The sequence below is a fragment of the Spirosoma gilvum genome, from assembly GCF_054776815.1.
This window is the reverse complement of record NZ_BAAHBH010000008.1, coordinates 354,252-369,875: the sequence shown is the minus strand read 5'-3', so window position 1 is coordinate 369,875 and position 15,624 is coordinate 354,252. Positions and strand designations below refer to the sequence as shown.

At 51.9% G+C, this 15,624-nt stretch carries 8 protein-coding genes; 5 read left to right on the top strand and 3 right to left on the bottom strand.

All coding sequences use genetic code 11. From position 1 onward, the window contains the following. Positions 1 to 106: 106 nt before the first annotated feature. On the bottom strand, positions 107 to 1,870 hold the full coding sequence (locus ACYVFD_RS22000) for an alpha-amylase family glycosyl hydrolase (RefSeq protein ID WP_461092655.1): 1,764 nt from the start codon (positions 1,868 to 1,870) through the stop codon (positions 107 to 109). Positions 1,871 to 2,219: 349 nt separating this feature from the next. Between ACYVFD_RS22000 and ACYVFD_RS21995 the strand changes: the two genes are divergently transcribed. After that, positions 2,220 to 6,329 (top strand): two-component regulator propeller domain-containing protein, encoded by a 4,110-nt coding sequence (locus ACYVFD_RS21995; protein ID WP_461092654.1) that lies wholly within the window; start codon positions 2,220 to 2,222, stop codon positions 6,327 to 6,329. 69 nt (positions 6,330 to 6,398) lie between these two features. Here the strand turns inward: ACYVFD_RS21995 and ACYVFD_RS21990 are convergent, their stop codons facing one another. Both ACYVFD_RS21990 and ACYVFD_RS21985 read right to left on the bottom strand, forming a co-directional pair. Beyond that, positions 6,399 to 7,604, bottom strand: coding sequence for a glycoside hydrolase family 88 protein (locus tag ACYVFD_RS21990; RefSeq protein ID WP_461092653.1), 1,206 nt, complete (start codon positions 7,602 to 7,604; stop codon positions 6,399 to 6,401). After that, positions 7,604 to 8,782 (bottom strand): alginate lyase family protein, encoded by a 1,179-nt coding sequence (locus tag ACYVFD_RS21985; protein ID WP_461092652.1) that lies wholly within the window; start codon positions 8,780 to 8,782, stop codon positions 7,604 to 7,606. Before ACYVFD_RS21985 ends, ACYVFD_RS21990 begins: the two co-directional genes overlap by 1 nt. Positions 8,783 to 9,175: 393 nt before the next feature. Between ACYVFD_RS21985 and ACYVFD_RS21980 the strand changes: the two genes are divergently transcribed. From ACYVFD_RS21980 to ACYVFD_RS21965, 4 genes are read left to right on the top strand one after another with little or no spacing between them, the layout of a single operon-like run. Then, entirely contained in the window at positions 9,176 to 12,289 is a 3,114-nt protein-coding gene (locus ACYVFD_RS21980; protein ID WP_461092651.1) for a SusC/RagA family TonB-linked outer membrane protein, read from the top strand. A 9-nt stretch (positions 12,290 to 12,298) separates the two neighbouring features. Then, positions 12,299 to 14,026: a RagB/SusD family nutrient uptake outer membrane protein gene (locus ACYVFD_RS21975; RefSeq protein WP_461092650.1), complete on the top strand. Its 1,728-nt coding sequence runs from the start codon at positions 12,299 to 12,301 to the stop codon at positions 14,024 to 14,026. A gap of 28 nt (positions 14,027 to 14,054) precedes the next feature. Further along, positions 14,055 to 14,450 carry a hypothetical protein gene (locus ACYVFD_RS21970; RefSeq protein WP_461092649.1) on the top strand — a complete coding sequence of 132 codons (396 nt, stop codon included), beginning with the start codon at positions 14,055 to 14,057 and terminating at the stop codon, positions 14,448 to 14,450. A gap of 20 nt (positions 14,451 to 14,470) precedes the next feature. Continuing rightward, positions 14,471 to 15,466, top strand: coding sequence for a DUF4466 family protein (locus ACYVFD_RS21965; RefSeq protein WP_461092648.1), 996 nt, complete (start codon positions 14,471 to 14,473; stop codon positions 15,464 to 15,466). Positions 15,467 to 15,624 lie beyond the last annotated feature (158 nt).

Sequence of the window (15,624 nt, the reverse complement as noted above, 5' to 3'; positions counted from 1 at the left end):
GTACGCTGACCCCCGGCTTAGTTTGACTAATTCAATCGCCCCAATAAAAATTATCCGTTCACTGCTTTAGCGGTGAACGGATAAGGGTTGAATTTATAATGCGAAGTCAGGATTGTGCTTTGTAAACAACGATTGATTCCGGCTGTAGCGTTATCGTAGCTGCATTCGCTAACGACTCCGGCGATGCTCCCGGTCCATCCCAGACGGGATCGGATGAGTCGAGTAATTTTTTCCAGTTTTTATCCAGAGATGGTAACGTAACAGACTGCTTTTCGGAAGAGAAATTGATCAGGCACAACACCTCATTGGTTTTGTACGACCGATGCAGAAGGAGCGTTGGCCTGTCGCCCTGATAAATGGTCCGGGTCTGTTTGGGATTCAGGTGATAAAGCGCCGGTTGTTGCCGACGAAGCGCTGTAAGCGACTGATAATACTGATACAAGATTGGGTTCGGCTGGTCGTCCAGCATATCCAGCGTCAAAGCAGAAGCGGACGAGTTTCCAGTGTCTGCCAGCAGCGATTCAGGTGCAGAACCAGCCGGAACCGATTCACGATGAGCCAGCGCATGAAACGGATTCATCCTCCCCCATTCTTCGCCCATAAATAAAGTAGGTACGCAGGGGCTTACCATAATATAGCCCGCCATGAGTTTAATGAATTCTGTATTGAGAGACTGGCTGGGATAGGCCTCCATCAGGTTGCTTTGGGATTTATAGCAGTTCTGTGAAATAGAAAGTACGGCTTCGCCAGGTCCATTGGCCCCCTCCCGATCAAACAAATCGTGGAGTACATCCGAAAAATGAGAATCGTATAGGTACGATTCCTGATAGTGTCGGGTGTGGCACCGACGGGTAAGAATAGCCTGGTCAATGGCTATACTCGTGGTATCAGCCACTTCTTCGGGTGATACTTGCCCCATAAACGGATCGGTAGCCTGTTTCTCATGACTAGCCAGCGGTGCCGCCAGGTCGTGTTCTGCCAGCAGGTAATATTGCCGTCCGGTGATACGGGTCAACGTACTTGTATAGTCCCGCATTTGATGGAGCAGTTGGTCGGCATTCGGCAGGGTCTGGCTATCCGTCAATTGAACTGCATCGATATGGAAATCACGAAACCACATGAGTACATTCTCGATCAGATAGCGCTCTTGAACGTCACGGGTTAACATCGGTTTAGCCGTATCCTGCACACGGTTTTGCGAACGAGCCAGTAACCCAAAATTTTCGAAACCCTTCGTCGGTTGTTCCGACCGGTGATATACCAGATCAAGAATAACGGCAATTCCTTCAAAATGGCAGGCATTCACCAATTGTTGCAAGTGGGCAGGGCCACCACAAGGTGCCTGAACGGCGTATAAAAAAGGCGCTACCTGCTGGGCATTGCCAGTGTTCAGAAAAGGGGTAACCGGTCGGAGAAGAATAGCCGTGACGCCCAGTTTTTTCAGGTAATTCAGCTTATGGATCAGGGCTTTAAGGATACCTTCTGGCGTGAAAGTGCATATATCAAGTTCATAAATAATGTATTCATCAATGGGTGGGTTTATCCAGTGTGCATCTTCCCAGTAAAAAGCTGATGTGTCAAATGCCTGGGATGGGCCAAAGAATCCCTGGGGTTGAATGAGCGATGCCGGATCGGCACACTCCTGTTCATCATTGAGGATAAATGTATATAAATCGCCGGGCCTGATCTGATCCGTTTCGGCCTGCCAGTAGCCATAAGCATCCCTCTGTAAAGGAATTTCGACGGAGTTGTTCTGATTGGAAACACCTACTTTTTGGGCGAAAGGCGCCCATACGCTAATCCGGGCGGTATGATCTGGAGTAAAGGTGAGGCCAAGTGATCGTTGATGACAATCTATCGTGTTAACCATAAGAAAAGATGTTACGAACTCGATCAAATAACACCTGTCTTGCTTAAAATGGTCTTAATCAAATCTTAGAAAGTCCTTAGAATGGAGTGGCCGGAGCCGTTAGACGTTTAACCGGATATACAGTTCGAATCTCCTGCCATAGCGTCGGCGCGGTCTGTCTGTTTGGTTATTGCTAAAGTCTATACCGACATAATCTGTTTTTTTGGAGTATAATACAGAATTCCCAGCGTTTTAATCGTGTTTTAACCCTCACTACACAGACAGTCTTTTTAACGAGTGTTTTGGTAGTCCTATGCTATACATTTACAGGTACACGTTCACTTACTGGCTCAGCGCAATTGGTTGTTTTTTGCTGACATCATCTGCCTTTTGTCAATCTGCCCAGAAAACATTTAGCCATCTTACGGTCGATGAAGGCCTGTCGCACAGCAGCGTTTACGCTATTACGCAGGACAACCGGGGCTTTATGTGGTTTGGTACCCGCGATGGCCTGAACCGCTACGACTCCCGCAATGTAGTGGTGTATCAGAATCAGGCTGCCCGCAAAAATAGTCTGGCGTCCAATACCATCAACAGTCTACTGGTCGACAAACAAGGGCGTTTATGGGTTGGTACGGCGAAAGGACTGGCGCTTTATCGACCCGAACAGGATGATTTTCAACGCATGCTGACGGGCGGCTCGGCCAACCACGGACTCCCGGATTCGACCATTAACTGGTTGCTGGAAGATCATCAGCAATCGCTCTGGATCGGTACACAGGGCGGATTATACCGACTCAATCGTCAACAGCAATTTGAGTCGTTGGCCGAACTCCTTCAACAGCCCAAAAAGTTGCGCAATCGGTCAGTTCGTACGCTGTATGAAGATTCGGAACGGACGCTATGGGTGGGAACGACAAGTGGATTACTGAAACTTCGGCCAACGGCTTCGGGGAAGTTTCAGCTTACCAATTATTTTCTGGAACCGACCGATTCAGTGTATACGAATGCACTCAACAATATCAATACCATTGCCGAAGATGGGGCCGGGCGCCTGTGGATTGGCACAGAAGGGAACGGCATTGCCTTATTCGATAAAGAACGTGGACGGGTGGTTTCCTGGAATCCAGTGGCCGGATTAGACCTCAATACGCTGACGATCCGAAACATCCAGCCCGATGGCCGGGCGAATTTCTGGATTGGTACCATGTCGGGAATGTACATTGTTGCGCAGGATGGCAGTCATTTCCAAACGCTGACGAATCAACCAGTAGACCCTAACTCACTAGGCGACAATTCCATCCGCTCCATCTTCCGGGACCGCGACGGCTCATTCTGGGTTGGCACCTACTATGGCGGGGTCGACATGTATAGCCCCTTGGCGCGTCAGTTTGGCTCCTATCATCCTGTCGATACGCATGGCCGGACGCCCTTCAAAATTGCCGGGCCAATCCTGCGAGCCTATACCCCAAACCAGCTCTGGATCGGCACCGAAGATCGGGGGCTTTTATTGATCAACGCCGACAAAACCATCGTTCGGCATTACACCCACGACGCGAGAAATTCTCACTCTCTGTCGAACGATAAAATCAAATGCCTGCTACCCGATGGTCCGAATGGGCTTTGGATTGGTACGATTAAAGGCCTGAATTACCTTGATTTTCGAACGCAAACCATTGCCCGGTACCTGCACGACCCGCATAACCCTCACTCGTTACCCAACGACCGGATCTACGATCTCAAACGCGATGCTCAGGGCAATGTATGGGTCGTTACCAATCTGGGCGGTATTTGCCGATTTCTCCCCAAAACGCAGTCGTTCGAGCGAGTAGGCCATAACCTGCCAAATATGTCGAATAATGTAACAACCTTACTGTTCGACAGCCAGGGGCAACTATGGTTCGGTAACGCGGGAGGGCTACTGCGAAAGCGGCCGGGAGAGAACACGGCGGTTCGTTTTTTTCATAACGACACCGATGCGGGTTCCCTCAGTAACAACCACGTTATGTGCCTGCTCGAAGACCGTAAACACCGACTCTGGATCGGCACCCGCGATGGCGGATTGAACCTGCTTTTACCCAACAGACCCACGTTTCAGCATTTCACAACGGCACAGGGATTACCCAGTAATACCATTTTCAGCATTCAGGAAGATCAAAAAGGCGGTTTGTGGGTGAGCACCGACAAAGGGCTGGCTCAACTGATGGAGGGGCAGTCGACGTTTACGGCTTATAACGTACACGACGGGCTGGTCTGCCGGGAATTTACATCCAATTCATCCTATCAGGATGCAACGGGTCATCTGTATTTTGGCGGCTATAATGGCATCGTATATTTTCATCCCGATAGCATCCGCCGGAATACCACCGTCCACCCGCTGGCCTTTACTGGATTGCGCCTGTTCAACGAACCCGTCACCAGTCTTTCTTCCGACCAATCGGGTATCGATTACCAACAAGGCATCACCCTCACCCATCGGCAGAATGTGTTTTCCGTAGATTTTGCCTGCTTTAACTACATCAACGCAGCTAAAAATCGATACGCTTACAAGCTCATTGGATTCGATAAATCATGGAACTACGTGAGTGAACCGAGGGCTATGTACATGAACCTGCCTGCGGGAGAGTATCAGCTACAGGTCAAAGGCACCAACAACGACAACGTCTGGAACGACAATCCGCTGGAACTAAAAATTACGGTTTTGCCGCCACTTTGGAAGACACCCTGGGCCTATGCGCTGTATGCGCTGACCTTTCTGGGACTGTTACAACTTTGGTCACGGTTCAACCGGAACCGGCTACAACTGGCGCATGAATTGGAAGAAGAACACCGGGAGAAAGCCCGGCAGCAGGAATTACACCAGATCAAGCTGAATTTCTTTACCGAGATTGCGCACGAAATCCGCACGCCACTGACGTTGGTCATGGCCCCTATTGAGGTATTGAACGAACGATATTCTGCCGATCCGTTTATCCGAAAACAACTCTCCATTATGCGAGGCAGTACGGACCGATTGCTGCGACTACTGAATCAGTTACTCGATTTCCGAAAGCACGAAACCGGCAACATCCAACTCCAATGGCGACAGACCGACCTGGTTGCTTTCCTGAGTAACATTACCGATTCGTTCCGCGAACATGCCCGTGCACACCAGCTTACGCTCACCAACGAATCAGAAATTTCGACCCTACCTGCCTGGTTCGATGCCGGAGAGTTGGAGAAAGTCGTGTATAATCTCCTGTTCAATGCTGTTAAATTCACACCGGCGGGCGGCACCGTGTCGGTTCGTTTGCGCCAGGATTCCCCGATCTCACGATCCGACGAACAGGCCGTCATTACCATCGAAGATACAGGTGCAGGTATACCAACGGGTAATCTGGATTATATTTTCAATCAGTTTTATCAGGTCGGCCACGCCCCTACCCGCGATTCTGGATTTGGGCTCGGCTTAGCACTCAGCAAGCACATCATTGAACAACACAAGGGACAGATCACCGTTGAGAGTCAGGAAGCAGAATCCGGGAAACCAGGCTTTACCCGTTTCATTATCCGCCTTCCACTCACACCCCGCGAATCAGTCATACAAACACCGGGCGATTCAGGCATCAATCTATTGTCAGCGTTATCCCCACTCGCTTCGCCCTTGCCAGCCGAATCCACAAGCCTACTCATGAATACGGTCGACATACCGGAAACTGGTCAGCCGCTGATTCTGGTGGTAGACGATCAGGAAGATATTCGGGCCTACATCCGCGATTTGTTTTCAGCGACCTGCCAGGTGGTGGAAGCCGAAGATGGAGCCATAGCCTGGGACAAAGCCACGCAACTACTCCCCGACCTGATCATCGCCGATGTGGCTATGCCGGTCATGGATGGGTTCTCGCTAACGCACCGCATCAAAGGCGATGTACGTACCAGCCATATTCCGGTTATTTTGTTAACCGCCAAAAATGCTGTCGACAATCAACTGACGGGTCTGCAAACGGGAGCCGACGATTACGTAACCAAACCCTTCCACCCGATTCTGCTGCAAACACGTGTGCGCAACTTACTCCTGCTGCGGGAACAGTTACGGACCAAATACCATCAACTTGTTACGCTTCAACCCCAGGTTCAGGAACTGGATCATCCCGATGAAAAATTCCTGAATCAGTTGATGACTACGCTGGAAAGCCACCTGAACGATGCCGATTTTAACGTGACCCGATTAGTGAGCGAAATGGGCATGAGTCGGCCGGTGCTGTTCCGCAAAGTAAAGATGCTCACCGGGTTTTCGGTTATCGACCTGATCCGAACCACTCGCCTGAAAAAAGCCGAGCTACTGCTCAAGCAGCGAAAGGCGTCCGTTTCCGAAATTGCCTTTGCCGTTGGCTTCAGCGACCCCAAATATTTCAGTCGTGCATTTCGAGCGCAGTTTGGCGTAACTCCCACCGAATACAGCCATCAGGCCATCGAAGAAGTGGAAGAAACTATTGTTTGAACGAGTAACGCGGGTGGAAACCCGCGATTTTTTAGCTACATAGCGCGGGTTTCCACCCGCGTTACTCGTTCAAAACAGCGGCTTCTTTGCATTCAGCTTTTGGGAGCGGAGCAACGCTTCCAGAAAATAATAGTCGGCATACACCAGCGGCACATCGATTTCGCTGATTTTTGAGCCGGTGCTATGCGCCAGCAAAAAACCGTGATTCTGCCCCATTGGCGATCGATAACTCGTTGCCAGACTGGTGATGACCTGATCTGCTTTGGCGCGATACGAAGCCTTCGGCACATATGTACTGAGTTCATACAAGGCCGAAGCCATAATGGCAGCCGCCGACACATCGCGGGGTTCGGACGGAATACCCGGCGCATCGAAGTCGTAATAAGGTACCAAGTCGGCGGGCATATGCGGGTGGTTCAGCAGGTAGCGGGCAATGGCTTCAGCCTGTTTCAGAAATTGCGGATCTTTTGTTTCGCGATAGCACATCGTGTAGCCATACAATCCCCAGGCTTGCCCTCTCGCCCAAGCCGATTCGTCGCTGTAGCCCTGATGCGTATTTTTCTTGATCACCTTACCCGTCAGCGTATCATAATCGACCACATGATACGAACTGTTATCAGGGCGGTAATGGTTTTTCATCGTCGTTTTGGCATGGATTACGGCGATTTTGTAAAAGGTAGAATCGCCCGTCAGGCGTGTAGCCGCAAACAGCAGTTCCAGATTCATTAGGTTGTCGATAATGACCGGACATTGCCAGACTTCCTTATGATGATCCCAGGAGCGGATGATTCCGGCCGTTGGCTTAAACCGTTTTATGAGCGTCCGAGCCCCCTGAATGATAACAGCTTTATCATTCGCATTGCCCGTCAGGCGGTAGCCGTTGCCATAGCTGCAATAGAGCTTAAAGCCCATATCGTGCGTTCCGGCATTCATTTTTTCACTTTCCAGATTCGCCGTATAGCGCCGGGCCAGGTCAGCCCACTCGCGCTGGCCGGTATATTCGTAGAGATACCAGAGTTCGCCGGAAAAGAAACCACTGGTCCAGTCGCGGGCGGGTACGAGTTGCAGAGCACCGGCTTTATCCAGCGTCCGGGGCGATACTAAAGCCGGTTTCTTACCCGCTGATTCCTGAGAAGTTTTGGTAACCTCCGCCAGCATCAGCCGGGTTTGTTGCTCGGCATCCCGAAAAAGCGATTTGATGAGTGAATTGGGTACAAAGCCCAATAGCAAAAGTGGGGCGAAGAGCAGAGGGAGGAATAGTCTATTTGTTTTCATTAGGGTTCAGTTAACCAGATAATCGGATTACGAATAGGCAGGTTACGAATCACTTCTTCCACCTGTGGGTTATGGTCCAATTTTTCCCAGGTATCGAGCCAGGTTTTTTGACCGAATGCAACCGCGCCAAATACCAGAAACGGCTGTGCTACCGGCCAGTCGTTCCAGTACATCACATCGGGCTTCAGCGGCCAGCTCGACTTATCCTGAACAAACGGATGCAGGTACGCAATGCCTTTCCGAATACTCCGTCCATCGGGCGTTTGGTACGTCCAGAGATTGTCGGATGGCATGGATAAGATCTGGCAGATAGTGGCCATGGCATCCAGATTAAAAATCGAATAGCCATACGGTTTGGTCCGGCGAAGTTCCAGCGGAAAACTACCATCGGCCGCCATTTGATCGGGGAGCAATACGGTTTTGTAGCGATTTCGGCAGACGTTCATCAGCGAATCATTCCGGGTCAACCGGGCGAAAGCCGCTACCTGCATCACCCAGCAGGTGCCGTGATTGTTTTTGGCATTCATCTCGTCTTTCCCATACGGATGCGTTGTCAGCCAGGTCAGGTACTCCGCAAACCAGCGTCGGATAGCTGCCACAGTTGACTTGTCCGCATTTTTGGCCTTTTCCAGTGCCCGAACACCTTGTGCCACTTCCATCAGATGAATAGTGTCGATGATACCAATCCCTCGCCCCGTAGCGCGTCCTTTGATCGCCTGCGCGTACAATAAGGATGGATTCATGCGCGTAGCCGGATCAACAAACCAGGCCGTCAAATGCCGGAATGCCTGCCGAACATAGGTTTCATCTTTTGTAATCACGTAAGCCGATGCCAACGCCCCAACAATCCGGCTGAACCGAATCATCGCCTGCCGATGGGCCACAAAATTATCGGGGTTGGTCATGCCGTCGCGCTGAATGTAGGGGCCTTGTGGATTAGCTGTATCGGGCCACCAATAGTCCCCTTCGGAAAAGAAATCATGCTTCCCTCCCGCACTTCGGGCCGACGTTTGCGCGGTTACGGTGATCGGTTGCTGCTGCATAGCCCAGCGAGCTTCTGCCAATACAACCGGTTTCAGGGTAGCCAGTACCAGCGCTCGTTCAGATGACTGAGCGTAAACCGTCGTTAGCAGGCACGACCAAATAACAAAGGCAGGAAACCGGATCAAATTACACATAGCTTCATAAACGATCGTTCTGTGGTGTCGGATTGAAGAACCTGACCGCACCAACTATTAGTCGGATTGTAGATACGACTACAGCATCAGGGAAAGCACATAAATAAGGAGGAAGATGAGCAGCATCAGCGACCCAGCCTCGGCTATCGTTACTGTAAACTTATCTTTTTTCACCCGCCTTTATCGCTCATCATTTTACTGCTGCAAGTTTAGCATCACCCACGGGTTTGCCCATTACGCCAACTGTTCAAAAAAGAGGACAAATCGTTCGGCAGGGTAAAAGAGCGTTCAAAGAGGTGGACAGACCGTTCGATTTAGATTATTCCCATATTTTTTATTCACATGCCGTCTAATATTGCCCCATCAAGCAATTTTTAAGAACCCTTTATTGCTATGCGTAAACCTTTATCTTCCAAATTTCTGCATTTGGTAATGTATGGGTGGCTACCGCTCCTGCTGCTTTACGGAGACGTTTGGGGGCAGGCAACCCAGAGCTACCGATTCAACGGCCGCGTTCTCGATGAAAAAGGAACCGGATTACCCGGTGCCACCGTCGTGCTGAAAGGCGATGCTAAGTCGGGAACCACCTCCGATGCCGACGGCAAATTCACGATCAATCTACCCACCGGCGGAGGAACACTGGTGGTATCGGCAATCGGTTACCTGGGGCAGGAAGTCGCCGTCACCAGCCAAACGACGCTCGATATTACGATGGCTCCCGACATCAAAACCCTGAACGAAGTGGTGGTCGTTGGGTATGGTACGCAGAAAAAAGAGAACCTGACGGGTGCTGTAGCGGCCATTACCATCGACGACAAAATTTCGAGCCGGGCCGTTGCCAACGTATCGTCGGGGCTTTCGGGTTTAGTGCCTGGTCTATCGGTTCAGCAATCGACCGGGCAGGCGGGTCGAAGTGGGGCCGCGCTGATCATTCGGGGCCTGGGTACGGTGAACAATGCCGGTCCGCTGATCGTGGTCGATGGAATGCCCGATGTGGACATCAACCGGATCGACATGAACGACGTGGCCAGCATTTCGGTCCTAAAAGATGCCGCTTCAGCATCGGTCTATGGATCAAGGGCCTCGAACGGGGTTGTGCTGATTACGACCAAAAACGGCTCGCAGAACAAGAAAGCTCAGATCAACTATACAGGTACCTACGGCCTGTCTCAGCCAACTAATTTCTACAATTACTTTGCCGACTACCCACGCTCGCTAACCATGCACCTGCGGGCATCGGGAGCTGGGGCATCCTCGACCACCTATCGCTACGGAACCGTCGAAGAATGGCTCTCGAAAGGGCTGGTCGACCCCATCAAATACCCCAATACCGACTGGTGGAAAACGATTCTGCGCGACCACGGCCGGATTCAGACGCACAACATATCGGCGTCGGGCGGGACCGATAAGATGAACTTTTACCTGTCGGCCGGGCTCTACGACGAACTGGGCGTCCTGATCAACCACGACTACAAACGGTTCAATACCCGCTTCAACCTGGACTATAAAATCCGCGATAACGTCAAGGTGGGCATCCGTACCGATGGCCAGTGGTCGAATCAGAAATATGCCAACTCGGAGGGGTTCATTACCTACACAGGCACGGCAGGTTACGACATTCGCTACGCCGTTGCGGGCATTCTGCCCTACAACTCGGCAACTGGCCAGTACGGCGGCATTATGGCGTATGGCGAAGATGCGTTCGCCCGCAACATGCTTTCCCAGTTCGAAGTAAACCACAACTTACGTGATCGGCAGGAGTTCAACGGAAACCTCTATGGCGAATGGACGCCAATCTCCGGCCTAACTATCCGGGGAGATTATGGCCTTCGCTACTACAACCAGTTTACCAAAAGCTATTCCGATCCTACCGATGAGTGGAATTTCCAGACAGGCCAGTTGGCACGAACCCTTGTAGCCGCCAGCGCCGGTATTACCAATGCTGTTAACTCGGGCTATAAAACGCTGCTTCAGGGCCGGATTACCTACAACAAAACCCTGTTTGGCAACCATCAACTGAGCCTTCTGGGCGCGTATACGGAAGAATACTGGTTCAACCGAAACTTATCGGCCAGCCGCCAGGACAGGATTAACCCACTGCTGAGCGAAATCGATGCGGCTCTGACCACCACTCAATCGGCGGGGGGCAATTCCGATGCCGAAGGGCTTCGGTCGGGTATTGGCCGGATCAACTACGTCATCAACGACAAGTACCTGTTCGAAGTTAACGCCCGGTATGATGGGTCCAGTAAGTTTCTGCCCGGCTTCCAGTACGGCTTTTTCCCGTCGGCGTCGGCAGGCTGGCGTTTCTCCGACGAGTCGTTCTTCAAACGGTTCTCGTCGGCGGTGTCGTCGGGTAAACTGCGGGCGTCGATCGGTAAGCTGGGGAATAACTCGGGCGTAGGGCGTTACGAGCAACGGGATATTTTCAACCTGACTAACTATATCTTCAACGGCAAGATTGTCAAAGGCTTCAGTTCGGCGAAGATCATCAACGAAGATTTCTCCTGGGAAGAAACCAACGTGACCAACGTCGGTCTGGACTTGGGCTTTTTCGGCGGTCGATTAACCAGCGAACTCGACCTGTACCAGAAGTTGACCACGGGCATGATCCGGCCTTCGTCCTTGTCGACCTTCCTGTCGGGGTATAATGCACCACGGGTAAATATCGGCAAGCTCCAGAACCGTGGGGTCGAACTGAACGTGACGTATCGCGCCAAAATCCGGGATGCCAACGTCGGTGCTACCCTGAACTTTGCCTACAACCGGAACCGACTGCTGGAGTGGAACGAGTTTCTGAGTAAGGGCTACACCTACCTGAACCTACCCTATCACTTCGCCTACAGCCGCGTATCGACCGGCATTGCCCAAAGTTGGGAAGACATCGCCAATGCGCCCTACCAGGGGCAGTATTTCTCGCCCGGCGACATTCTCTACAAAGACCTGAACGGCGATGGGCAAATTACCGACGAAGACCGGCAAGCGCAACCGAAATTTAACCGCGACCAACCCGTATCGACCTATGGCCTGAACCTGTTCGGCAACTGGCGCGGCTTCGATGTCAGCATTCTGTGGCAGGCGGCTACGGGCCGGAAAGACTTCTGGCTGGAGCCCTTCAATCAGGTCAACGTTCCCTCGGCCCGGAACGCCTTTCAGGATTATCACTGGTACAACACCTGGAACCTGGACAATCGGGGTGCTTCACTACCTCGTCTGAACAGCGGATCAGGTGGTAACAACCAGGCGGAGTCGACGTTCTGGCTGGATGACTTCAGCTACCTGCGGCTCAAGAATATTCAGGCGGGTTACAATGTCCCCAGCAAATACGCAAGTCGCATCGGTATGAGCCGGATACGTGTGTACGTCACGGCTGAGAACCTGCTCACCTTCACCCGGTATCGGGGTGTCGATCCTGAGAAAAGCACCAGTGTGACCGATGCCGACAACAACGACGACCCGTTCCCACTGCTGAAATCGTATTCGTTCGGCCTTAATCTCAGCTTTTAGTTTTCACGCATGAAACGACTGACTTCTTTATCTATTCTGCTGGGTCTTGCCTTCCTGATAACGGCCTGTACCGAGGACTTGCTTGAGCAGGTCCCCACCACCCAGCTTTCGTCGGATTTATTCTGGAAAACGACCGACGATGCCATTTTCGCCGTCAATGGCGTGTACGAAGCCAACCGGACTACCTTCGACCGGGACTACTATTTCGATGGAGCCGGGGAGTTTGTCCACACACGCGGCACCAGCAACAACCAGGGTTCGTTTAGCCCCGGTGCTATTGGCTCAAGCGGCAATTTCGGTTTTTTGTGGAGCGACTGTTACCGGGCCATCAACCGGGCGAACTACGTATTGGGCAACATCAATACTTTACGGGCGAATCTGAAATCGCAGTCCGATCTGGCGTTGATGACCCGGCTCGTCGGTGAAGTGCGGTTTATCCGGGCGCTGAATTATTTCCGGCTCATCGATCTGTGGGGCGACGTACCGTTCTTCAATAAGAAACTGGACGGAAACGCCGAAGCCTATACGCTCACCCGAACCCCGCGTGCCGTGGTGAAAGATTCGGTCCTGGCCGATCTGAATTTTGCCGCCAACGTACTACCCGAAAGCTACACGGGCGACAATCTGGGCCGGGCCACTAAACTGGCGGCCTGGGCATTCAGCGGCAAAGTCAATCTGTTCTGGGCCTGCTGGATGAAAACGGCGGGGAATGGTGCCGATGCCCAAAAGCATTACACAGCCGCTGCCGCTGACTTCAAGAAAATCATCGACAAGAATATCCCGCTTTTCCGGGGTGGTGATCCGGGGCCGATTGACAACCCAAACTACTGGCACCTATTTCAGTATTTCAACGAATACGACCCCGAAATCATCTTCTCGGTGCAGTTTGGCGGGCCACTGCTGAGCCAGGGCGAAGAACTGATGCGCGACTTCGGCACCCGCAACACCGGTAATGCTCAATGTTGGGTAGCGCCTACCTACCGGCTGGCCAACCGCTATCAACTCATCAGCACCGGCGATTTTGCCCCACCGCTGGTGCTTTCGAAAAATACAACACAGGTTAACAGCGCCACGAATCCAAAATCGTACGTTGGGCGAGACTACCGCATGCGGGCCACCATGCTCTGGGATGAACAGAAAATGCTCCGGCTCTCAACCGATGGACTGACCGTGCAGGATAGCATTCCGTTCCGCTTCGGTAGCCGTGATGGGGTCACCTACATCAACTACGATGGTGCTCCAGCCGGGTATATTTTCCGCAAATGGGTACGGCAAACGGGAGGTATCGGACGCAGCGACGGCCCGCAGGACATTTACATGATGCGCCTGCCCGACGTTTGGCTGATGTATGCCGAAGCGGTTAACGAAGTCAATGGAGGCCCTACAGCCGAACTGTTTACCCTGCTCGACCGCATCCGTCGCCGGGGCAACTTACCCGCGCTGAATCAGGCTAAGTTTGCCACGAAAGACGATTTCTTCAAAGCCATTGAACAGGAGCGCATCATCGAACTGGTTGGTGAAGGACACCGCTTTTTCGACATCCGGCGCTGGCGCAAAGCCGAAGAGATCTGGCCCGCCCCGAACGGCCAGGTCCTTTACGACTCGCAGGGTACCCGTATCCGCGACGAGTTTGTGAACTCGCCCGACCGAAACTACCAGCGGTACTACATATTCCAGATTCCAACCGGCGAGATCGAAGTCAACTCAAAAATAGTCCAGAATGAGCCCTGGCTTTAACCCGTGTCAAGCCGACAACCTTACCATTATGAAATCAATAGCTTTCTATAAATTCTTTGGTGTACTGGCCCTGATCGGGCTGCTTTCCTGCGGCAAAGAACCCATCGACGAATCGGGTTTGCTGGTTACAGGCCGAACTCAGTGTTTTATGACCTTTTTTGACCTGCTCGGCTCCGACCACCGCACGGTATTGGTTAGCGGCCAAACCCTTATCGACACCACCGCCCTGACCGTTACGGCAGTGGCCCGGTTTGGCACCAACATACAGCGGGTAAAACCCTATTGCAGTGTCGTTACCGATGCGATTGTGGAACCAACGATGGGCATCTGGACCGACTACACCCAGCCGCAAAAATATACGGTGGTGTCGGGAAATCGGCAAGTTCGGAAAACCTATACCGTAACGGTTACAGTCCAGAAATAACCCCTACCCTTACGCAGACTATGAAAAAGATAACCTATTCCGTTTTATCGGTTTTGGGCCTCTGGATACTCACGGCTGGTTGTCAGACCAAAGACGTAACCCCCGACTCGCTCCGAAACGATTTGCTGAAGAAAACCACCGGGCCTGCCGTTGTGGGCGATCGGATTGAATTTGCCTATGCACTGGGCACCACCGAAGGCGACCTCCAGAATGTAAAGGCCGAAGCGACCATCGCGGGCGCTAAAGGAACGGGTTTCAGTGGTTATTCGTGGTACACCAACCGCAATACGGGTGTCGATCAACCCGTTCAAACGGCTACTGATACTGTTACGAACGGGACGGTATCAAGTGCCAAAATCATTGATGTAGCTACCAACAAAGCCGTTACACTTCGGTATTACTATTATCCGGGTGAGGACGCCAAAGGTAAAGATGTCTCGTTTCGATTTAGTGGTACCTCCTCGAATGGTAAGGAAGTCAGCTATCAGTCGCCGTCGTATCGGATCAGCCGGATGGATATGAAACGGTCACTAGCGCTGGTCGATGGCGGTAAAGCCTATGTTTCCATTGCCGACATGGCGGTGTACACCAAAGCTGAAGTGGAACAGAATAACCTGGCCAGCAAAATCGACTTCGTGTACATCTACCGGGCCACACTCGGCACAGGCAATTATGCCTTCGGTCATGCGATCGTAGCGCCTTCAAATGCTGATTACCTGAAAGACGTAACGCTGCCAACCGGACTCGCCAAGCCCCGTACGGCCATTGACAAGCGAGTGGATGTGAAAGATGCCCAACTCCGGGGCACGACCGGCTTCGACGTGTACATTGATGATCTGGATTTACAACAAACGACTTTCCCAAACGCGGCCGATTATGCGTATGGCTTTGCCGCCGACCAGGGTGCGTTTGTCAAAACCGCCGACGGAGCCTACACTGCTTATGTGTACGTCAACTCCGTCAACAATGGCGCTAAGTCTATGACCATCAGCATAAAACGCTTAAAATTAAATTAATTGTAGGTTTAGAACGAGCAACTTCCTGAGAGTGGAATCTTTCAGGAAGTTCTGATTTTTAGCGTATGAAATACCTATGTTTTTGTCGTTCCGACGAAGGAGGAATCTTAAAGCATCGTAGTGGACCTCAAGATTCCTCCTTCGTCGGAATGACAAAA

Coding starts and splice junctions, on each gene's coding strand:
- ACYVFD_RS22000 (WP_461092655.1), bottom strand. CDS start 1,870: ATGGTTAACACGATAGATTGTCATCAACGATCACTTGGCCTCACCTTT.
- ACYVFD_RS21990 (WP_461092653.1), bottom strand. CDS start 7,604: ATGAAAACAAATAGACTATTCCTCCCTCTGCTCTTCGCCCCACTTTTG.
- ACYVFD_RS21985 (WP_461092652.1), bottom strand. CDS start 8,782: ATGTGTAATTTGATCCGGTTTCCTGCCTTTGTTATTTGGTCGTGCCTG.
- ACYVFD_RS21980 (WP_461092651.1), top strand. CDS start 9,176: ATGCGTAAACCTTTATCTTCCAAATTTCTGCATTTGGTAATGTATGGG.
- ACYVFD_RS21975 (WP_461092650.1), top strand. CDS start 12,299: ATGAAACGACTGACTTCTTTATCTATTCTGCTGGGTCTTGCCTTCCTG.
- ACYVFD_RS21970 (WP_461092649.1), top strand. CDS start 14,055: ATGAAATCAATAGCTTTCTATAAATTCTTTGGTGTACTGGCCCTGATC.
- ACYVFD_RS21965 (WP_461092648.1), top strand. CDS start 14,471: ATGAAAAAGATAACCTATTCCGTTTTATCGGTTTTGGGCCTCTGGATA.